The organism is Neisseria sp. HMSC056A03, from assembly GCF_001815685.1.
GTDB lineage: Bacteria > Pseudomonadota > Gammaproteobacteria > Burkholderiales > Neisseriaceae > Neisseria > Neisseria subflava.
Window position 1 is genome coordinate 142753 of the sequence record NZ_KV821641.1, and the last position, 20268, is coordinate 163020.

The following is a 20268-nucleotide window of genomic DNA, read 5'->3' on the forward strand; positions in this document are numbered from 1 at the left end:
CATGGAACATTACTTAAGCCTCTTTGTAAAATCCGTCTTTCTGGAAAACATGGCACTTTCCTTCTTCTTGGGGATGTGTACATTTTTGGCGGTATCTAAAAAAGTATCCACTGCATTCGGTTTGGGCGTGGCTGTCACTTTCGTACTCGGCCTGTCCGTCCCAGCCAACCAACTGGTTTACTCGTTGTTGAAAGACGGCGCGCTGGTTGAAGGCGTGGACCTGACCTTCCTGAAATTCATCACCTTCATCGGCGTGATTGCCGCTTTGGTGCAAATTTTGGAAATGTTCTTGGATAAATTCGTCCCTGCCCTCTACAACGCATTGGGTATCTACCTGCCTCTGATTACCGTAAACTGCGCGATTTTCGGTGCCGTATCGTTTATGGCGCAACGCGAATACAACTTCGGCGAGTCCGTTGTATACGGTTTCGGTGCAGGTTTGGGCTGGCTTTTGGCCATTGTCGCTTTGGCGGGCATTACCGAAAAAATGAAATATTCGGATGTCCCTAAAGGCCTCAAAGGCTTGGGCATTACCTTTATCGCCGCTGGCCTGATGGCAATGGCGTTTATGTCGTTCTCCGGCATCCAGTTATAAGAAAGGAATCGGCATGGAGATTATTTTAGGTATCGTGATGTTTACCCTCATCGTCTTGGTTTTGGCACTGATGATTCTGTTTGCCAAATCCAAGTTGGTGAGCGAAGGCGACATCACCATCAAAGTCAATAACGAAAAAGAGCTGACGATGCCTGCCGGCGGCAAACTGCTGGGTGCACTTGCCAGCCAAGGTATCTTCGTTCCTTCCGCCTGCGGTGGCGGCGGCTCATGCGGTCAGTGCCGCGTTGTCGTGAAAAGCGGCGGTGGCGACATTCTGCCAACCGAGTTGTCCCACATCAGCAAACGCGAAGCGCGCGAAGGTTGCCGTCTGTCTTGTCAGGTCAACGTTAAAACCGACATGGACATCGAAGTACCGGAAGAAGTGTTCGGCGTGAAAAAATGGGAATGCACTGTCATCTCCAATGACAACAAAGCAACGTTCATTAAAGAACTCAAGCTTGCCATTCCAGAAGGCGAAGAAGTGCCTTTCCGCGCCGGCGGCTACATTCAAATTGAAGCCCCTCCTCACACTGTTGCCTACAAAGACTTCGACATTCCTAAGGAATACCACGAAGACTGGGACAAATACAATCTGTGGCAATACGTTTCTAAAGTAGACGAGCCGATTTTGCGCGCTTACTCCATGGCTTCATATCCAGAAGAAAAAGGCATCATCATGCTGAACGTGCGTATCGCCACGCCGCCTCCGCGCGTACCCGATGCGCCTCCGGGACAAATGTCGTCTTACATCTGGTCACTCAAACCCGGCGACAAAGTAACCATCTCCGGCCCGTTCGGCGAATTCTTCGCCAAAGACACCGATGCCGAAATGGTATTCATTGGTGGCGGTGCAGGTATGGCGCCGATGCGTTCCCACATTTTCGACCAGCTGAAACGTTTGAACTCCAAACGTAAGATTACCTTCTGGTATGGTGCACGTTCTAAACGCGAGATGTTCTATGTTGAAGACTTCGACCAACTCGCAGCAGAATTCCCGAACTTCACATGGCATGTCGCCCTGTCCGACCCATTGCCTGAAGACAACTGGGACGGTTACACAGGCTTCATTCACAACGTAGTTTACGAAAACCACCTGAAAAACCATGAAGCACCGGAAGACTGCGAATTCTACATGTGCGGCCCTCCGATCATGAACCAGTCTGTGATCAAAATGCTCAAAGACTTGGGCGTGGAAGACGAAAACATCCTCTTGGACGATTTCGGCGGCTAACAGACAAAAAGGGAGAAACTTCGGTTTCTTCCTTTTTTTATTGCCAGGCCGTCTGAAAACCATACTTTCAGACGGCCTGAACCTTTCTTTTACGATACAATAAAGGTTTTAAAAAATAATCCGCAAATCCCTTATGTCGTTTCTTCCCAATTCGTTTTACCGTCCGATAATCGGTTGTACCGTTGCCATCGTTTCCGCACTCACACTCTCTGCCTGCCAACCCGAAAAACAACAAACCATTACCCTGCAAGGCGAGACCATGGGCACGACCTATACCGTCAAATATCTTTCAGACGGCCAAGACAAACTCCCCTCCCCTGCCGAAATACAAAAACGCATTGATGACGCACTTAAAGAAGTCAATCGTCAAATGTCTACCTACCAGACCGATTCCGAAATCAGCCAATTCAACCAGCTGCGCACCGTCAATCAGGCCATGCCCATTTCCCAAGACTTTGCCTATGTAACCGGCGAAGCCTTACGTTTAAACAAACTGACGCACGGCGCACTGGACGTAACCGTCGGCCCTTTGGTCAACCTTTGGGGATTCGGCCCGCAAAAAGAAATCACACACGAACCGACTACGCAAGAAATCCAACATGCTTCAGAAATGGTCGGCACGGACAAACTCAAACTTTCCCAAGACGGCCAGCAACCTACACTGGCGAAAACCCATCCCGAAGTCTATTTAGACCTATCCTCCATCGCCAAAGGCTTTGGCGTGGATAAAACCGCCGCCGAACTTGAAAAACTCAATATCGGCAATTATTTGGTAGAAATCGGGGGTGAGTTGCATGGCAAAGGCCACAATGCGCAAGGCAACCCTTGGCGTATCGGCATCGAGCAGCCCAATATCGTTCAAGGAGGCGCCACCCAAATTACCATTCCATTGGACAATAAATCACTGGCTACGTCCGGCGACTACCGCATTTTCCATGTTGATAAGTCAGGCCGCCGCCTTTCCCATATCATCAACCCTAAAACCAAACAACCCATCAGCCACAACCTTGCTTCCATCAGCGTAGTAGCTGAAAACGCCACACTTGCAGACGGCCTTTCAACCGGCTTATTCGTCCTCGGAGAAACCGAAGCACTTAAACTTGCAGAGCAAGAAAATCTCGCCGTTTTCCTTATCATCCGAACTCCGCAAGGCGGCTACCATACTGAAATGTCCAGCGCATTCAAAAAATTATTAAACTAACCTTCAGGAATACACACATGAAAACCCTCCTCCTTACTTTCGGTATCTTTATCCTTGTCATCCTCGGCATGGCAGTCGGCTATATTTTCTCCAAACGCACCATTAAAGGCAGCTGCGGCGGCATTTCCTCTCTCGGTATGAAGAAAATGTGCGATTGCGATACGCCATGCGATACCTTGCAAAAAGAGCTGGATAAAAAACAACATTCCGACAATCAAGGCATCAAGGTCGATCATTAAAGTCGTTGTTGAATATTTATTCATGATTTAAGACCGCTTATCCCCTATCAGGCCGTCTGAAAAATAAAAGAGCGTGACCCCAATGGATACACGCTCTTTTATTTTGCCTCTTATTAAAGCAATTCAAAAATATCTTGCATACACATTTGAAACAAGCCTCCAAACCAATCGGGAAATAAAAAAGAAAAGCTCCTGCAAAACAGGAGCTTTTTCTTGGAAGAAACCGGATTATTTCAATTTAGTTTCTTTGTAAATAACGTGTTTACGGGCTACTGGGTCAAATTTTTTGATTTCCAGTTTGCCAGGCATAGTACGTTTGTTTTTAGTAGTTGTGTAGAAGTGACCAGTACCAGCACTGGACTCCAGTTTGATTTTATCGCGCATTGCAGTAATCCTTAATTAATGGTGTTTAAATTAAGCTTCGCCGCGAGCACGCAAATCAGCCAATACGACATCAATGCCTACTTTATCGATGGTGCGCAATGCAGCGTTAGAAACGCGCAGGCGAACCCAGCGGTTTTCACTTTCTACCCAGAAACGACGTGATTGCAAGTTAGGCAAAAAACGACGTTTGGTTTTGTTGTTGGCGTGTGATACGTTATTGCCAGACATCGGGCGCTTACCGGTCACTTTGCAAACTCGTGCCATGGTTAGTCTCCAAACTTCTAAAATAGTAAAACGCGATTTATACCACGAAATCTGCCTTCAGTTCAAGTCGTTTACTGAAAAAACGGGATTTGTGGAAATAAATCTTCTCAATATGTTGCATCTGCGAAACGGTATTTCGCAAAGCCTTAACTTTTCAATTATAACGGATTTCTTTAAAAAAATCATCTGCCGTTTGCGTGGTCGGCGAAATAAACAGGCCGTCTGAATATTTCAGACGGCCTATTTATCGTCATGCCTTTTTCTTCAATGCCGCATTCAAAATGCAGCCGAGTATAAAGCAGGCTAAAGAGGGAACAACCCACCCTAAACCGATATTGTAAAACGGCAATGCGCGCTCGATGGCAGCCGCGGTTTCGGCATCAAATCCAAACGCGGCCTTATAGGCATCGAGCAAGCCGACCATAAGGGCCGCCATCATAGTGCAGAAATAGACAATACGGCCGCCGCCAAACAATTTATCCGTCAAAGCCAGCAGAATGATGACGATGGTCAGCGGATATAACAGCATCAACATAGGGATGGAAAACTGCAAAATTGCTGACAGGCCTTTGTTGGCCAACAGGATAGACACCACCGTATTCAGTATCACAAATATTTTATAAGAAATGCCCGGGCAAAGACGGTTGAAATATTCGGCGCATGAAGTAATCAAGCCAACCGCCGTACTCAGACAGGCAAGCAGCACCATGACACCAAGCAACACAATACCGGCCGTACCAAAATAGTGCTGTGCAGTTTTAGACAAGACCGACGCGCCGTTTTCCTGCAAGCCGATACCGACCACACCTGTCGCGCCCATATAGCCGATAAACAGGTAAACCACTGCCAAACAAGAAGCCGCCAACACACCGGAAATCGTCGTGGTCTTCAGCAAGTCCGCGCGGTTGTCCACGCCCATGGCGCGAACGGCATCGATGACGATAATGGCAAACACCAGCGAAGCCAGCGCATCCATGGTGCCGTAGCCTTCCAAAATGCCTTTAATCAACGGATGAGTGGCAAAATCGCCTTGCGCTGCCTGCGGCACGCCCATCGGATTAATGGCGGCATAGCCGACCAATATCGCAATTGACAGCAACAAAACAGGCGTGAGGATTTTACCGATACGGTCAACCAGCTTACCCGGAGAAATCGACAGCCAATAAGTAATGCCGAAAAACACCAGGCTGAATACGGCCAATGCGATGTTTTTCCAAGATTCATCAATGAAAGGGGAAATCGCGGTTTCAAAAGACACAGTCGCCGTACGCGGCATGGCAAACAGAGGGCCGATTGCCAGATAAAGCGCCGTGGCAAAAGTCACGCCGTACCAAGGCGCAACACGGGAAGCCAGTGCCTCCACATCGCGCGAGCCGGAATAGCCGACGGCAATCACGCCCAACAATGGCAAACCCGCCCCGGTCAGCAGAAAGCCGAACATCGCCGAAAGCCAGTTATCACCGGCCTGCTGTCCCAAAAAAGCAGGAAAAATCAAGTTCCCCGCCCCAAAAAACAGGGCAAACAGCATTAAGCCTACCGCCCATAAAGAAGCTTTGTTATGACTTGTCGTCGAATTCATTTTAGTTCTCTTTTTTCAAATTTTCGTTATCGGTTTCATCGGCTTCAAAGCCGTCTGAAAGCATTTCAGCTTCGTTTGCCTCCAAACCGTCTTTCAGGCTGATTTCGATTTCACCATAATTTTCAGGCTGCACGATACGCACCAAACCTTCTTTAGCCAATTCCAGCAATGCAATAAAATTGACCACCACATATGTCGCACCCTGCTCCGGCTTAAACAAATCGCTGAACTTGCTGATCCCGCTTTCGTTCAAGCGACGCAAAATCGCCGTCATCTGCGCGCGCACAGATATGGTTTCCCGCACCACTTCATGACTGCGCGTATGCTTGGCACGCGACAAAATACCCAACCAAGCCTGCGTTAAATCAGCAACGTACACTTCCGGCAACTTCGCTTCAACCGCAATTTCCAACGGCAAATACGCCCAAGCAAAATCACGTCCGGCACGTGGCAACGCATCCAAACCCTGAGCCGCCAGCTTCATCTGCTCGTAAGCCAACAGACGGCGCACCAACTCGGCACGCGGATCCGCCTCTTCATCCTCAACTTCTTCAGGACGCGGCAGAAGCAGGCGCGATTTAATTTCAATCAACATCGCCGCCATCAGCAGGTATTCTGCCGCCAAATCAAACTGATACGCTTCCATTTGGGCAATATAGTGCAGATACTGCTCGGTAATCTTCACCATCGGAATATCGAGGACATCGATATTTTGCTTGCGGATAAGGTACAGCAACAAATCCAACGGCCCTTGGAAGCTGCTCAATACCACCTTCAACGCATCAGGCGGAATAAACAAATCCTGCGGCACATCGGTGACAGGCTGACCGAACACCCACGCAACGGTATGTTCAGACGGCGTTGCGGCAGTGGAAGAAATAAGGTGCTCTGAAGGCATGGTTAAAGGGTCTTTTTCTTTTTAAGTTTAGTAAGAAGTTTCATCAACAAAAGGCCGTCTGAAACGAGGACAACCCGTGTTTAATATAAAAATCAGCGTTTTTTACGATTGATTTGCAGAGAAACAATGGCGACGGCAAAGGTCTGGGCCAAGGACATACCCAACAGCGGCAGGCTGGCGAAAACTGTACCTGTCAGTACTGAGCCGATATCGCGGGAAAACATAAAACCATCCCTCGCAAGCATCGCCACGATCAAAGCCAACAGCAGCAAACTTTCGCAGCCGACCAAAAACCAAATCATTTTAACCGAACGGCGTTTGCGCCATTTCATGATCCCGGCGTGCAACAGGCTGAATATCACGACGGACAGAAACGGATAAAGAAGAGTGGTGAATGGGCGGTCATAACCGCTTTACACACATAAATAATCGCCCGGCAGCGTATTGCATTCCATCACATCGAGAAACATCGGATCGACAGCATACATCAATACGCTGAACCATACCGCATAAATCAGACTGGCAATAAAATAGGCTTTAAAAAATCGGCTCTTAACCATCTTCCTCTACCCCTCACTTCCGCCCCGCGATATGCTCCACCGCCGCCTGCGCACAATACAGCCCAAACGAAGCCGTCACCAGCATACTCGCGCCATAGCCCGCGCAGGACAAACCTTGCGGCGCGGCATCGGTCGAACACGCTTCGCCGGATTGCGGCGGCGTAATATTCTCGGTTGAATAAACGCAAGGCACGCGCATTTTTTCTTTGGTATCGCGGCTGAAGCCGTAGCGTTTACGCAAGGTGTAGCGCAAGTTGGAAAGCAGCGGATCGTGGGTAACGCGGCTCAAATCGGCGGTTTGGATTAAAGCCGGATTTTTCTGTCCGCCCGCGCCGCCGCTGATAATAAACGGCTGTTTGTGCCGCACAAAATAAGCCGCCATCGCCGCCTTGACGCGCACTTGGTCTATCGCGTCGATCACAAAGTCGAAAGGTCGTCTGAAAAGCGTTTCCAGATTGTCTTCCGTCACAAAATCTTCGATTTCCTCCACTTCGCATTGTGGATTGATTTGGGCAATGCGTTCGCGCAACGCCGTTACCTTCGCCTTGCCGAAATCGTCGGTCAGCGCATGAAGCTGGCGGTTGACATTGGACTCGGCGACGTTGTCCAAATCAATCAAGGTCAAACGACCGATGCCCGTCCGTGCCAAAGCCTCCACTGCCCAAGAGCCTACCCCACCCACGCCGACCACGCAGACGTGCGCACTCGAAAAGCGCGCCAGTGCTTCGTCTCCGTAAAGTCTGGCAATGCCGCCAAAGCGGCGCGAAGAAAGAAAAGCGGCGTCCTGCATAAGTAACCTTGTGATATATCAATAAATTAATGAAAAACGCCACAGGCGAATCGGACTGACATTATACTTGAAAGCAGATGGGCTGTTGTACCCGCCCGAAAGAGTTTATAATCGTTTCACATTCAGACAAGTTCTGATTTCATATTAAACGAAAGTGCCGCTACTCGGCGCAAAAGGAGAATAAATATGTACAAACATCTGGTTGTAGCCGTTGACGGTAGCGAGACTTCCCTCAATGCATTGAAACACGCCGCCGAACTGGCAAGCCTCAACAAAGCCCAACTGACTTTGGTTCACGTTGCCAACCCTGCCGAATACATGGCTTTGGCTCCTGAATTCCTGCAACACGAAAGCTACGAAGCCGCCGCAGTGGCTCAAGGTAACGAAGTTTTGGATTTCGCAGAAAAAACAGCGCGTGAAAGCGGCGTTGAAAACATCGTGAAACACCTGTTGGTTGCCAACAAAGGCGCGCGCGAAATGGCGCAAGACTTGGTTGACTACGCCGACAAAAACGGCGCAGACCTGTTGGTACTCGGCACACACGGCCGCACCGGCCTGATGCACCTGCTGATGGGCAGCTTCGCCGAAACCGTAATGCGCCAAAGCCACCTGCCTCTGCTGATTATCCGCAGCAAAGCCGAAGAAGCATAATCAAGCATTTATTTAAAATAGCGAAAGGCCGTCTGAATATTTTTCAGACGGCCTTTTTTCATTTCACATTACAGCTTCAACTTTTATTTTGCCATTTCTTTGAACACTTCGTGTGCCACAGCAATGGTTTCGTCAATCAGCTCAGGCGTATGCGCGGCGGAAACAAAACCAGCTTCGTAAGCTGACGGGCCGAATGCGACATTGCGGTCGAGCATACCGTGGAAGAAATGTTTGAAACCGTCGATATTAGAACGCGCCATGTCGGCATAGTTTTGCGGCGTATGGCTGGCAAAATACAAACCAAACATGCCGCCCACGCTGTCCGCCGTAAATTCAACGCCATGTGCTTTAGCCGCATCGGCAATACCGTTGGCGAGGCGTTGGGTCAAGGCAGTCAGGTTTTCATAGAAGCCTTCGCGCTTAATGATTTCCAGCGTTTTCAAACCGGCCGCAACCGCAATCGGATTGCCGGACAATGTACCTGCCTGATACACGCCGCCCAACGGGGAAATACATTCCATAATGTCTTTACGGCCGCCGAACGCCGCCAAAGGCATACCGCCGCCAATCACTTTGCCCATAGTGGTCAAATCAGGTTTGATATCGTGTAAAGATTGCGCGCCGCCCAGCGCCACGCGGAAGCCGGTCATCACTTCGTCATAAATCAACACGGCACCGTGTTTTTCAGTCAATTCGCGCAAGGCTTTGACAAAGGCTTCAGACGGCCTAACCAGATTCATATTTCCGACAAAAGGCTCCAAAATCACACAGGCAATGTCATTGCCGCTTTGGGCAAAGGCTTCTTCCAGTTGGGCGATATTGTTGTATTCGAGTACCAAAGTGTGTTTGGTAAAGTCGGTAGGCACACCGGCGGAAGAAGGATTGCCAAACGTCAGCAGACCGCTGCCTGCTTTAACCAGCAAACTGTCGGAATGGCCGTGGTAGCAGCCTTCAAACTTGATGATTTTGTCGCGACCGGTAAAACCGCGTGCCAAACGGATGGCGGTCATCGTTGCTTCCGTACCGGAGCTGACAAGGCGCAGCTGCTCGACGGACGGCATGATTTTGGCGATTTCTTCGGCGATGACAATTTCGCCTTCAGTTGGCGCACCAAACGACAAACCGCCCAATGCTGCTTCGCGCACGGCTTCAATGACTTCAGGATGGGCGTGTCCGACAATCGCAGGACCCCAAGAGCCGACATAGTCGGTATAACGCGTGCCGTTTTCGTCCCAAACATACGCGCCTTCTGCCTTTTTGATGAAGCGCGGCACGCCGCCGACGCTGCCGAATGCGCGCACAGGAGAGTTCACGCCGCCGGGAATAATGGCTTTGGCGCGGTTGAACAAGCTTTCATTACGGTTCATGGTCAATTCTTTCGTAAGAGGTCGTCTGAAAATCAAATCGGTGCCATTTTAACACCAAATCCTTTTCAGACGGCCCAAGCTTCAAAATAAGAATCGGGCGCAAAATCAAAATTATTCTTTAAAAACAAACACTCTATCCACATTTTTCCTACTTGTGCTATAATCCGCGACCTATTGGAACAATAAAAGAAAAGCATCATGTTACGCGGATTCATACTCAGCCTCACCCTTTTGGCGTCCTCCTTCGTCCATGCACAACGCAGCCTGCCCGACGATATGGACGTGGCCGTTTTAAAGACTGTCGATTTGCCTTATCTGAAAGTCAGCAAAGGCGGTTTTTCTTGGACGCGCCTGCTGACCTTGGGCATTGTGGACGGCAATGCAGCCAAACTGCAAATCACCCGCTTCACCAAAATCCACGATGAAAACGACCGTTTTATTCCGATGGGCCGCCTGCTGAATCAAACCGGTAAAGCCGTTGCATTCAAATACAACGAAGAAAGCCGCCTCGTCCGCGAAATCTGGATTTTGACCGACGCCGAAGCCGACAGGTTCATCGAACACGCCAAAAAGCAGAAAAAGGCGGAAGAATAATTTTTCAGACGGCCCGAGTATTTCACAGGCCGTCTGAACCCTTTTACAACAAGCAAATCAATCAAAACAAACCATGAAAAAAGTATTTATCCGCACCTTCGGGTGCCAAATGAACGAGTACGACAGCGAAAAAATGCTGTCCGTCCTCGCCGAAGAACACGGCGGCATCGAACAGGTTACCCAACCTGACGACGCCGACATCATCTTGTTCAACACCTGCTCCGTGCGTGAAAAAGCGCAAGAAAAAGTCTTCTCCGACTTGGGCCGCGTACGTCCGCTCAAAGAAAAAAATCCCGACCTCATCATCGGCGTTGCCGGCTGCGTTGCCTCTCAAGAAGGCGAAAACATCGTCAAACGCGCTCCGTATGTGGACGTGGTTTTCGGTCCGCAAACGCTGCACCGCCTACCCAAACTCATCGTCGACAAAGAAACCACCGGTCTCTCGCAAATCGATATTTCCTTCCCTGAAATCGAGAAATTCGACCACCTTCCGCCTGCGCGCGTAGAAGGCGGCTCGGCTTTCATTTCCATTATGGAAGGCTGTTCCAAATACTGCTCTTACTGCGTCGTCCCTTATACCCGCGGCGAAGAATTCTCCCGCCCGCTCAACGACGTATTGACTGAGATTGCAGGCTTGGCGCAACAAGGTGTTAAAGAAATCAATCTCTTAGGCCAAAACGTCAATGCCTATCGCGGAGAAATGGAAAACGGCGAAATCTGCGACTTTGCCACTTTGTTGCGCATTGTCCACGAAATCCCCGGCATCGAACGCCTGCGCTTTACCACCAGCCATCCGCGCGAATTTACCGACGCGATTATCGATTGCTACCGCGACCTGCCGAAGCTAGTTTCCCATCTGCACCTGCCGATTCAAAGTGGTTCCGACCGCGTATTGAGCGCGATGAAACGCGGCTACACCGCCTTGGAATACAAATCCATCATCCGCAAACTGCGTGCCATCCGTCCTGATTTGTGCCTCAGCTCCGACTTTATCGTCGGCTTCCCGGGCGAGACCGAGCGCGAGTTCGAGCAAACCTTGAAACTGGTCAAAGACATTGCCTTCGACTTGAGCTTCGTCTTTATTTACAGTCCGCGCCCCGGCACGCCTGCCGCCAACTTGCACGACGACACGCCGCATGAAGAAAAAGTGCGCCGCCTCGAAGCTTTGAACGAAGTCATCGAAGCCGAAACCGCGCGCATCAACCAAACCATGATCGGCACGGTTCAACGCTGCTTGGTTGAAGGCATCTCCAAAAAAGACCCTGACCAACTGCAAGCCCGTACCGCCAACAACCGCGTGGTCAACTTTACCGGTACACCCGACATGATCAACCAAATGATCGATTTGGAAATCACCGAAGCCTACACTTTCTCCCTGAAAGGCAAACCGGTATAAGCACGCACAAACAAAGGCCGTCTGAAACTGTTCAGACGGCCTTTATCTTGGTTCGGCCCGGCATTATCTGATTCATGTATTTTTATTACCCGAACAAAAGGCTTTTCAGTATAATACCGCCCGAAAATTCCCTTATCTGTTGAGAAGTTAAGGCAAAAATCCGAGCCTCCGGCAGTTAAACCCGCTGATGCCGTCCTTAAACGGCTTTCCCCAAAGGAATATCTCGAATGAGTTCTTCAAATCAAAGCGTTTTGGAAAGATTATTCAACCTCAACGCCAATCAGACCAACGTCCGCACGGAAATTATGGCCGGTGTGACAACCTTCCTCGCCATGTGCTACATCATCATCGTCAATCCCCTGATTTTGGGCGAAACCGGCATGGATATGGGCGCAGTATTTGTGGCCACCTGTATTGCCTCAGCCATCGGCTGTTTCGTGATGGGCTTTGTCGGCAACTACCCGATCGCCCTCGCTCCGGGCATGGGTTTGAACGCCTACTTTACCTTTGCCGTCGTCAAAGGCATGGGCGTGGACTGGCGTGTGGCTTTGGGTGCCGTTTTCATCTCCGGTATCATTTTCATCCTGTTCAGCTTCTTTAAAGTGCGCGAAATGCTGGTCAACGCCCTGCCTATGGGTTTGAAAATGTCGATTGCCGCAGGCATCGGCCTCTTCTTGGCATTGATTGCGCTCAAAGGCGCAGGCGTGATTGTGGCCAATCCTGCCACATTGGTCGGTTTGGGCGACATCCACCAGCCTACCGCCCTGCTGGCGATGGCAGGCTTTGTCATGGTGGTTGCACTTGGCCACTTCCGCGTTAAAGGCTCCATCATCATTACCATTCTGACGCTGACCGCCATCTCCACTATCTTGGGCTTGAGCGAGTTCAAAGGCGTGGTCGGCGAAGTTCCGAGCATTGCGCCAACCTTCATGCAGATGGACTTCAAAGGCTTGTTCACCGTCAGCATGGTCAGCGTGATTTTTGTATTCTTCCTGGTTGACCTGTTTGACTCTACCGGCACATTGGTCGGCGTTTCCCACCGCGCAGGCCTGTTGCAAGACGGCAAACTGCCACGTTTGAAACGCGCCCTGCTTGCCGACTCTACCGCCATTATCGCCGGTGCCGCCTTGGGTACTTCTTCCACTACCCCTTACGTTGAAAGCGCGGCAGGCGTTTCTGCCGGCGGCCGCACCGGCCTGACTGCCGTTACCGTCGGCGTACTGATGCTGGCCTGTCTGATTTTCTCCCCGCTGGTTCAAAGTATCCCTGCATTCGCTACCGCACCCGCCCTGCTCTATGTAGGCGCGCAAATGTTGCGCAGCGCGCGCGAAATCGATTGGGACGACATGACCGAAGCCGCGCCGGCATTCCTGACCATCGTCTTCATGCCGTTTACCTACTCGATTGCCGACGGTATTGCATTCGGCTTTATCAGCTACGCACTCATCAAACTCTTGTGCAACCGCACCCAAGACGTACCGCCTATGGTATGGATTGTCGCCGTGTTGTGGGCATTGAAATTCTGGTTCTTGGGTTAAACCGCTCAAAAGAACAGGCCGTCTGAAAACTTTTCAGACGGCCTGTTTTATTTTATCCAGCGTTTAAAGCTGTCGGTAAAAAATTATTTTTTCACTTTTTTAGCAGCTGGTTTAGCGGCAGCTTTCGCGCCTTTGTCCAATGCGCAGAAGCGGGTAACGATTTGATCAACCACTTCTTGTTTGCCGTTTACTTCGGTAGTACCGCGGATAGTCAGCATGTTGCCGTCAACTTTGTCTACGTTGGCTGCAGTGGCTGCTTCAGCAACCCAAGCAACATTACCGCCCCAAAATGCGTTTACATCTTTGCTGCTGTCAGTGATACGGAACAGGTTTTCAGTTAATTGACCTTTGTATTTTACTTGTGCAGCAACAACTTCGTTGCCTTTGAAGCCGTACATTACGCTCAGAGGCTCTTTGCCGTCTTTACCGCATTTGTAGTGAACTTCTTTAGTACCGTCGATAGAGTCTACTTTCAAAGTATTAGGTACTGGAGCTTGAGCTTGTTGAGCCTGAGCTTGAGTTTGTTGTTGCGCAGTAGGCGCAGCTTTAGTTTCAGGTTTAGCTTTAGAACCGCTGCTACATGCAGTCAGGGCAACAGCCGCCAAAACAGCAGGAACGATTAATTTAACATTCATATTCATAATTGACTCCCAAATGGTTTCAATAAAAAACCGGCAAATGCCGGCTGACATTTACACATTAACAGAGATATTCTGTCTTGTCTTTATCTCAGACGGCATTTTTTAAGAAAAGTTCAAATAAATATTTTTATCTTCTAAAATCAATAAATTATAAATATGAAATCATGTAAATTCAGGTTTGGGAATTTTTAAGGTGAATACTATTGTCAATAAATTGGGTTTTGACAATGGTAAAATGAGATCGAAAAGCGTATATAGACGACAAAAAGTCTGGGCAATTTATTTTACACACTTCTGCCTCTTGATTTGCTGAGCGCTTCAGACGGCCTTAAAACATACACAGCAAATACAATAAAAAAACGCAATCCGAAACAGATTGCGTTTTTTTGAAAACTGGCACGCCCACGGGGAATCGAACCCCGGTTACCGCCGTGAAAGGGCGATGTCCTAACCGCTAGACGATGGGCGCGGATAAATCTTGTGGCGCACCCGGAGCGATTCGAACGCCCGACCCTCTGGTTCGTAGCCAGATACTCTATCCAACTGAGCTACGGGTGCATCCTCATCACTTCGCTAGTGCGTTGTGAATCAAGAAGACCGAATAATATAGGCTTTGCCGAAACCTGTCTACTCTTTTCGCAGATATTTTTTATATTTTCAATTAACTGATTGAAATTAAAAAATATAAAATTAACGTAAAATCCCTACTCCTGACAAATCCTGCGCCATTTTAGCGGCGGAGTTATCGGTCATACCGCCGACAAAATCCAAAATTTTCATATAGGCCTGATACAGACTGTCTTCAGGAAGAATCGGATTGTACTTTTTCAATAATTCCAACGCCAAAGACTGACGTGTTGCCAACTGTTTTTCAGCAATCAGGGCATACGCGGCAGGGACAAGTAAATCCAAGATGGAGCCTAAACATGGGAACGTGGCGATCTCGGTCAACAGCTTGGTGTGATGGCGGAAAATCCGTGTTTGCGCCAATTCTTTCGCTTTTGCCAAAGTGTTTTGCACTTGCGGACTACACAACGCAAGCAAGTCTTTGCCTTTGAATGTTCCGTCCAGTAAATCGGACTGATGCAACATAAAGGTTTGCGCGACATCATCAATCGCCTTGCCAATCGCAATACCGCGTAACATGGCGCAACGCTGACGGCTGGAGCTGGCGTGCCATGCGCTTTCGGCAAAGGTCAGCTCGGACAAAATACTTTCCACTTCCGTATCCGTGAGCAAATCCAATTCGACGGCATCTTCCAAGTCCAGCAAGGCATAGCAAATATCGTCGGCAGCCTCCATCAAATAAGACAAAGGATGGCGCGCCCAGCTGTCTATTCCTGCGGAAACCAGCCCCAATTCGTCGGCAACTTGTCGGATAAATGGCAACTCGGTTTGATAAATATTGAATTTTTTTCTGCCGTTCGGATGTTGCGTTGTCCACGGATACTTCAGCAATGCGCCGATGGCTGCCGCAGTCAGGCGCATTCCGCCCGCCTCCGGATACATTTCAAGGCTGGCAACGATACGCAGGCTATGCGCATTGCCTTCATAAGTTTGAATATCGTTGCGTTCCGCTTCGTTTAATGCGTTCAGATAAATTTGATGTTCAGACCGTCTGAACCAATCGCGCAAAGCATCTTCGCCGGTATGGCCAAACGGTGGATTGCCCAAATCATGCGCCAAACAGGCAACCTGCACCACGGCACCAATATCGCTGGGCGTATTGCCCTGCGGCAGAAAACCGCCGTTGTGCAACATCACGCCCACGCGGTTACCCAAGCTCCTGCCCACGCTGGCAACTTCAACGCTGTGCGTCAGACGGTTGTGCGTCAAGTCATGTTGCGCCAGCGGATGCACTTGCGTTTTACGGCCAAGACGGCGGAAGGCTCCGGAGAAAACAACCCGGTCGTAGTCAATGTGAAAATCCGTACGCAAAGCATCAGCACCTTCCTGCGTCGAAGGGGTAACGGTCGGCACGATTTCGCCGTTTTTAGTACGGAAACGTTGAGTAGATAATAAGTTTTGCCAATTCATTCGGATGGTCATAAAGGTTCCTCAAGCAAAGTAAAGGCCGTCTGAAACATATTCAGACGGCCTTATGCTTATTTACCGCGCATCAATTCAAAGAAATCGTCGTTATTTTTAGAGTCTTTGAGTTTGCCCACCAAAAACTCGGTCGCTTCGATTTCGTCCATAGGATGCAGGAATTTGCGCAAGAGCCACATACGTTGCAACTGATCGTTCGGTACCAGCAATTCTTCGCGGCGCGTACCGGATTTATTGATGCTGATGGCCGGGAACAGGCGTTTTTCTGCCATGCGGCGGTCAAGATGTAATTCCATATTACCCGTGCCTTTGAACTCTTCGTAAATCACGTCGTCCATGCGGCTTCCGGTTTCAACAAGCGCTGTCGCAATAATGGTGAGCGAACCGCCCTCTTCCACATTACGCGCTGCGCCGAAGAAGCGTTTCGGACGGTGCAAAGCGTTGGCATCAACACCACCGGTCAGAATTTTGCCCGAAGTCGGCACGACGGTATTGTAGGCGCGCGCCAAACGGGTAATCGAATCCAGCAAAATCACCACGTCTTTTTTGTGTTCAACCATGCGTTTGGCTTTTTCGATCACCATCTCGGCCACTTGTACATGGCGTTGCGCTGGCTCGTCAAACGTAGAAGAAACCACTTCGCCGCGTACAGAACGGCTCATTTCGGTTACTTCTTCCGGACGCTCGTCAATCAACAGGACAATCAGCTCGACATCGGGATAATTGGCGGTAATCGCATGGGCAATGTTTTGTAACATCACGGTTTTACCGGTTTTAGGCGGCGCAACCAACAATGCACGTTGGCCTTTACCGATTGGGGAAACCAAGTCGATGGCGCGGCCGGTCAGATTCTCTTCGGCTTTGATGTCGCGCTCGAGTTTGAATTGTTCAGTTGGAAATAAAGGCGTGAGGTTTTCAAAAAGGATTTTGTGTTTGCAGACTTCAGGCTGATCGCCGTTGATGGTATCGAGGCGGACAAGCGCGAAATAACGCTCGTTGTCTTTAGGCACGCGCACGCTGCCTTCGATGGTATCGCCGGTATGCAGATTGAAGCGGCGGATTTGCGTGGGCGAAACATAAATATCGTCAGGGCCGGCAAGGTAAGAAGTATCTGCGCTGCGCAAGAAACCGAAGCCGTCGGGCAGGATTTCGAGCGTACCGGAACAGGTGAAGCTGACATTCTGCTTCATCATCTGGCGGACGATGGCAAAAACGAGGTCTTGTTTGCGGAAACGGTTGGCGTTTTCAATGCCATGTTCTTCTGCCATTTCCAAGAGTTTGGAAATGTGGAGGGTTTGGAGTTCTGAAACGTGCATAGTATTGATATATTTTGAATGGTATCAGAGAGATGGCACAAAGGCCGTCTGAAAGTATGAAATCGTGCCGCAGGATACGGTAGATTTTTGAGAAAGTTGAATTCTAGGCAGTTGGAGGCAGGGTGTCAAATTTTTAAATCGAACACTAAGGCCGTAACTTAGTCTTATCCTTCAATAAGATTACGGCTGGAAGTAACGTGGCAACCGCAATCTTATTATCAAAAATCCGAGTATTTGCCCAACTTCAGACGGCCTTCTGCCCGTACCGCATCAGCGTCATGCCGCCGACTGCCGCTGCACAACCTGCAACCAGCGAAATATGCAACGGTTCGCCCAAAAACCACGCCGAAGACAGTACACCGAAAATCGGCACGAGCGTAATGTACGCCGCCGCACTGCCTGCGCCCAAAATCTTCACACCTTCGAAATACCACGCATATGCCAATACCGTCGCGCCGATGACCAGCCACACCAATGCCGTCCAACCGCGCCCATCCATTGCCGCCATTGCCTCAAACGGTAATCCATCGACCCACAACGCCACCACCGACAACATCAACGCGCCGATAAGCGAAGTTGCCGCCGTTACCGTCAGCGCGTCTATACCGCGCAAAACCGCGCGACCGATTAAAGTATAAGCCGCCCAGCAGACCACACAGCCGAAAATCAGCCACTCCCCCGCCTTGATGCCGCCCGACAATACCGCCAACGGCTGCCCTTGCGTGACCGCCGTTATCGCGCCACAGACCGCCAGCAACATACCCGCCAAAATCTTCGCATTTAAACGTTCGCCGAAAAGCCAAGCCGCCAGCAGCAGCGTCAGCACGGGATTCACCGCCACGACCACCGCCGCCTTACCCGCCGGCATCTCCTGCAAACCCAGCATAAAAAACACCGCATAGCCGCACACGCCGACGGAAGCGGCCGTAGTCAAGCCCAGCCATTGCCGCGCTGACAAAGCCACTAAAGTCGCAAACCTGCTGCGCGCAAACAACCAGCCCAACAACAAAACCGAAGCCAGTACAAACCGAACCGCCCCGCCCGTCAGCGGCGGCAGCGACTGACCCAGCATCCGCCCCATCGGCCAAGACGCACCCCACAATACCGCCATCCCCAGCAGTTTCAAATGTACGGAATAACGTTCCATCTCAATCCTTTATCAACAAAGGCCGTCTGAAAACCGAATTTCAAGTTTTCAGACGACCTTTCAGTGCAGCTGCTGTAAACAGATTACTTGGGCTGCCAAGAATCTTTCAGTGTTACCGTGCGGTTGAACACGGGCTGTTCGGGGCGGTGGTCTTTACGGTCGGTGACGAAATAGCCCAGTCGCTCGAACTGCCAACGGCTTTCCGCCGGCAGATCTTTTGCGACAGGCTCGGCGTAGGCGGTGATTTCTTTGGCCGATTCGGGGTTGAGGAAATCGGTGAACGGCAGGTATTCGCCGTCTTCGCCGCGCACGGCATCGGGACGGGGTTCGGTGAACAGGCGGTCGTACAGCCGCACGGTAACAGGCACGGCGTGTTCGGCGGAGAGCCAGTGAATCACGCCTTTCACTTTGCGGCCTTCGGGATTTTTGCCCAAAGTGTCGTAATCCAAGCTGCATTTGAGTTCGACGATGTTGCCGTCGGCGTCTTTCACCACTTCGTCGCACTTCATCACATAGCTGTGGCGCAGGCGCACTTCGCCGCCGAGGGTCAGGCGTTTCCAGCCTTTGGGCGGGTTTTCGCTGAAATCGTCGGCTTCGATGTAGAGCGTGGACGAAATCGGCAGTTCGCGGCTGCCCATCTCTTCAATATTCGGATGATAGGGCGCGGTGCGGCTTTCGGCTCGGGCTGCATCGTAGTTGGTAAGCGTTACTTTGAGCGGATTGAGTACGGCCATCATGCGCGGCGCAGAGTTTTCCAACTCTTCACGAATCGCGCCTTCCAATACGCTCATGTCGACGATGTTTTCAGATTTGGAAATACCGGCGCGTTTGGCAAACAGGCGCAGGCCTTCGGGCGTATAACCGCGGCGGCGCATACCGGAAATCGTCGGCATACGCGGATCATCCCAACCGGCAACGTGGCCGTCTGAAACCAGTTGGTTCAGCTTGCGTTTGGACGTGATGGAATACAAGAGCTCCAAACGGGAAAACTCGTATTGGCGCGGACGGGTGGCGTGCGGCGCAGGAATGTTGTCCAACACCCAGTCGTACAGCGGACGGTGTGCTTCAAATTCGAGTGTACACAAGGAATGCGTGATGCCTTCAATGGCATCGGAAATGCAATGCGTGTAGTCGTACATCGGGTAGATGCACCATTTGTCGCCGGTGTTGTGGTGATGGGCGCGGCGGATGCGGTAGATGACGGGGTCGCGCATATTGATGTTGCCCGAAGCCATGTCGATTTTCAGGCGCAAGGTTTTGCTGCCGTCGGGGAACTCGCCGTTTTTCATGCGCGTAAACAGGTCGAGGTTTTCTTCGATACTGCGGTCGCGGTAAGGGCTGTTTTTACCTGCTTCGGTCAGCGTGCCGCGGTATTCGCGCATTTCTTCGGGCGTCAAATCATCGACATACGCTTTGCCGTCTTTGATTAAACCGACGGCGTAGTCGTAAAGCTGGTCGAAATAGTTGGAAGCGAAACGCGGCTCGCCCGCCCAATGGAAGCCCAACCACTCAACGTCTTCTTTGATGGCGTTGACGTATTCGTCGTTTTCTTTTTCAGGGTTAGTATCGTCAAAACGCAGGTTGCACAAGCCGTCGTAAATATAAGCCAAACCGAAGTTCAGGCAGATGGATTTGGCGTGGCCGATGTGCAAGTAACCGTTCGGCTCGGGCGGGAAACGGGTTTGGATGGCTTCGTGTTTGCCACTTTTGAGGTCTTCTTCGATAATGGTGCGGATAAAGTGGTTGTCCGCGAATTGGTCTTTATTCAACATAATATTTCTTTGATGGGAAAATGATTTTCTGTTTTCAGACGGCCTGAACATTCAAT

At 50.4% G+C, this 20268-nt stretch carries 19 protein-coding genes, 2 tRNA genes and 1 pseudogene; 8 read left to right on the plus strand and 14 right to left on the minus strand.

Annotated elements, in window-relative coordinates; all coding sequences use genetic code 11:
• The first annotated feature begins 1 nt into the window (after position 1).
• The 4 genes from nqrE (at position 2) to nqrM (ending at position 3266) form a co-directional block, all read left to right on the plus strand.
• Complete coding sequence (gene nqrE / locus HMPREF3052_RS07635) at positions 2-595, plus strand: NADH:ubiquinone reductase (Na(+)-transporting) subunit E (protein ID WP_003684365.1); 594 nt, start codon at positions 2-4, stop codon at positions 593-595.
• 13 nt (positions 596-608) lie between these two features.
• Positions 609-1826, plus strand: a complete 1218-nt coding sequence (gene nqrF, locus HMPREF3052_RS07640; protein ID WP_004519569.1) for an NADH:ubiquinone reductase (Na(+)-transporting) subunit F — start codon at positions 609-611, stop codon at positions 1824-1826.
• 133 nt (positions 1827-1959) lie between these two features.
• On the plus strand, positions 1960-3027 hold the full coding sequence (locus HMPREF3052_RS07645) for an FAD:protein FMN transferase (protein ID WP_083318807.1): 1068 nt from the start codon (positions 1960-1962) through the stop codon (positions 3025-3027).
• A 17-nt stretch (positions 3028-3044) separates the two neighbouring features.
• Positions 3045-3266 (plus strand): (Na+)-NQR maturation NqrM, encoded by a 222-nt coding sequence (nqrM, locus tag HMPREF3052_RS07650; protein WP_063069108.1) that lies wholly within the window; start codon positions 3045-3047, stop codon positions 3264-3266.
• Between the two features lie 228 nt (positions 3267-3494).
• Here the strand turns inward: nqrM and rpmG are convergent, their stop codons facing one another.
• The 6 genes and pseudogenes from rpmG to HMPREF3052_RS07680 form a co-directional block, all read right to left on the minus strand.
• Positions 3495-3650, minus strand: a complete 156-nt coding sequence (gene rpmG, locus HMPREF3052_RS07655) for a 50S ribosomal protein L33 (protein ID WP_003684373.1) — start codon at positions 3648-3650, stop codon at positions 3495-3497.
• Between the two features lie 30 nt (positions 3651-3680).
• Positions 3681-3914 carry a 50S ribosomal protein L28 gene (gene rpmB / locus HMPREF3052_RS07660; RefSeq protein ID WP_002216391.1) on the minus strand — a complete coding sequence of 78 codons (234 nt, stop codon included), beginning with the start codon at positions 3912-3914 and terminating at the stop codon, positions 3681-3683.
• 250 nt (positions 3915-4164) lie between these two features.
• On the minus strand, positions 4165-5493 hold the full coding sequence (brnQ, locus tag HMPREF3052_RS07665) for a branched-chain amino acid transport system II carrier protein (RefSeq protein ID WP_070749394.1): 1329 nt from the start codon (positions 5491-5493) through the stop codon (positions 4165-4167).
• Between the two features lies 1 nt (position 5494).
• Entirely contained in the window at positions 5495-6391 is an 897-nt protein-coding gene (locus tag HMPREF3052_RS07670; RefSeq protein ID WP_070749395.1) for a segregation and condensation protein A, read from the minus strand.
• 92 nt (positions 6392-6483) lie between these two features.
• Positions 6484-6951: pseudogene (locus HMPREF3052_RS07675) on the minus strand (hypothetical protein).
• A 13-nt stretch (positions 6952-6964) separates the two neighbouring features.
• Positions 6965-7741: a tRNA threonylcarbamoyladenosine dehydratase gene (locus HMPREF3052_RS07680; protein WP_070749396.1), complete on the minus strand. Its 777-nt coding sequence runs from the start codon at positions 7739-7741 to the stop codon at positions 6965-6967.
• 186 nt (positions 7742-7927) lie between these two features.
• On the opposite strand from HMPREF3052_RS07680, the gene HMPREF3052_RS07685 reads away from it, so the two are divergent.
• Positions 7928-8392: a universal stress protein gene (locus HMPREF3052_RS07685; protein WP_003684381.1), complete on the plus strand. Its 465-nt coding sequence runs from the start codon at positions 7928-7930 to the stop codon at positions 8390-8392.
• An 83-nt stretch (positions 8393-8475) separates the two neighbouring features.
• Here the strand turns inward: HMPREF3052_RS07685 and hemL are convergent, their stop codons facing one another.
• Positions 8476-9759, minus strand: a complete 1284-nt coding sequence (hemL, locus tag HMPREF3052_RS07690) for a glutamate-1-semialdehyde 2,1-aminomutase (protein WP_070749397.1) — start codon at positions 9757-9759, stop codon at positions 8476-8478.
• A gap of 198 nt (positions 9760-9957) precedes the next feature.
• Between hemL and HMPREF3052_RS07695 the strand changes: the two genes are divergently transcribed.
• The 3 genes from HMPREF3052_RS07695 to HMPREF3052_RS07705 all read left to right on the plus strand — a co-directional run bounded on the left by HMPREF3052_RS07695 (position 9958) and on the right by HMPREF3052_RS07705 (position 13287).
• Positions 9958-10353, plus strand: a complete 396-nt coding sequence (locus HMPREF3052_RS07695) for a hypothetical protein (protein WP_049329029.1) — start codon at positions 9958-9960, stop codon at positions 10351-10353.
• Between the two features lie 73 nt (positions 10354-10426).
• A complete protein-coding gene (gene miaB / locus HMPREF3052_RS07700) occupies positions 10427-11749 on the plus strand; it encodes a tRNA (N6-isopentenyl adenosine(37)-C2)-methylthiotransferase MiaB (RefSeq protein ID WP_070749398.1) in 1323 nt (440 codons plus the stop codon).
• Between the two features lie 227 nt (positions 11750-11976).
• Positions 11977-13287, plus strand: coding sequence for an NCS2 family permease (locus HMPREF3052_RS07705; RefSeq protein ID WP_049352523.1), 1311 nt, complete (start codon positions 11977-11979; stop codon positions 13285-13287).
• An 83-nt stretch (positions 13288-13370) separates the two neighbouring features.
• Here HMPREF3052_RS07705 and HMPREF3052_RS07710 read toward each other — a convergent pair whose 3' ends face one another.
• The 7 genes from HMPREF3052_RS07710 to HMPREF3052_RS07740 all read right to left on the minus strand — a co-directional run bounded on the left by HMPREF3052_RS07710 (position 13371) and on the right by HMPREF3052_RS07740 (position 20212).
• Positions 13371-13928 carry a hypothetical protein gene (locus HMPREF3052_RS07710; RefSeq protein ID WP_036472682.1) on the minus strand — a complete coding sequence of 186 codons (558 nt, stop codon included), beginning with the start codon at positions 13926-13928 and terminating at the stop codon, positions 13371-13373.
• A gap of 394 nt (positions 13929-14322) precedes the next feature.
• Positions 14323-14397 (minus strand) — tRNA-Glu (locus HMPREF3052_RS07715).
• A 12-nt stretch (positions 14398-14409) separates the two neighbouring features.
• Positions 14410-14486 (minus strand) — tRNA-Arg (locus tag HMPREF3052_RS07720).
• A 132-nt stretch (positions 14487-14618) separates the two neighbouring features.
• Positions 14619-15977, minus strand: a complete 1359-nt coding sequence (locus tag HMPREF3052_RS07725; protein ID WP_070749399.1) for a deoxyguanosinetriphosphate triphosphohydrolase — start codon at positions 15975-15977, stop codon at positions 14619-14621.
• 56 nt (positions 15978-16033) lie between these two features.
• A complete protein-coding gene (rho, locus tag HMPREF3052_RS07730; RefSeq protein ID WP_003680905.1) occupies positions 16034-17293 on the minus strand; it encodes a transcription termination factor Rho in 1260 nt (419 codons plus the stop codon).
• A gap of 244 nt (positions 17294-17537) precedes the next feature.
• A complete protein-coding gene (locus HMPREF3052_RS07735; RefSeq protein ID WP_070749400.1) occupies positions 17538-18440 on the minus strand; it encodes a DMT family transporter in 903 nt (300 codons plus the stop codon).
• 83 nt (positions 18441-18523) lie between these two features.
• Positions 18524-20212 carry a glutamine--tRNA ligase/YqeY domain fusion protein gene (locus HMPREF3052_RS07740; RefSeq protein ID WP_070749401.1) on the minus strand — a complete coding sequence of 563 codons (1689 nt, stop codon included), beginning with the start codon at positions 20210-20212 and terminating at the stop codon, positions 18524-18526.
• Positions 20213-20268: the final 56 nt, after the last annotated feature.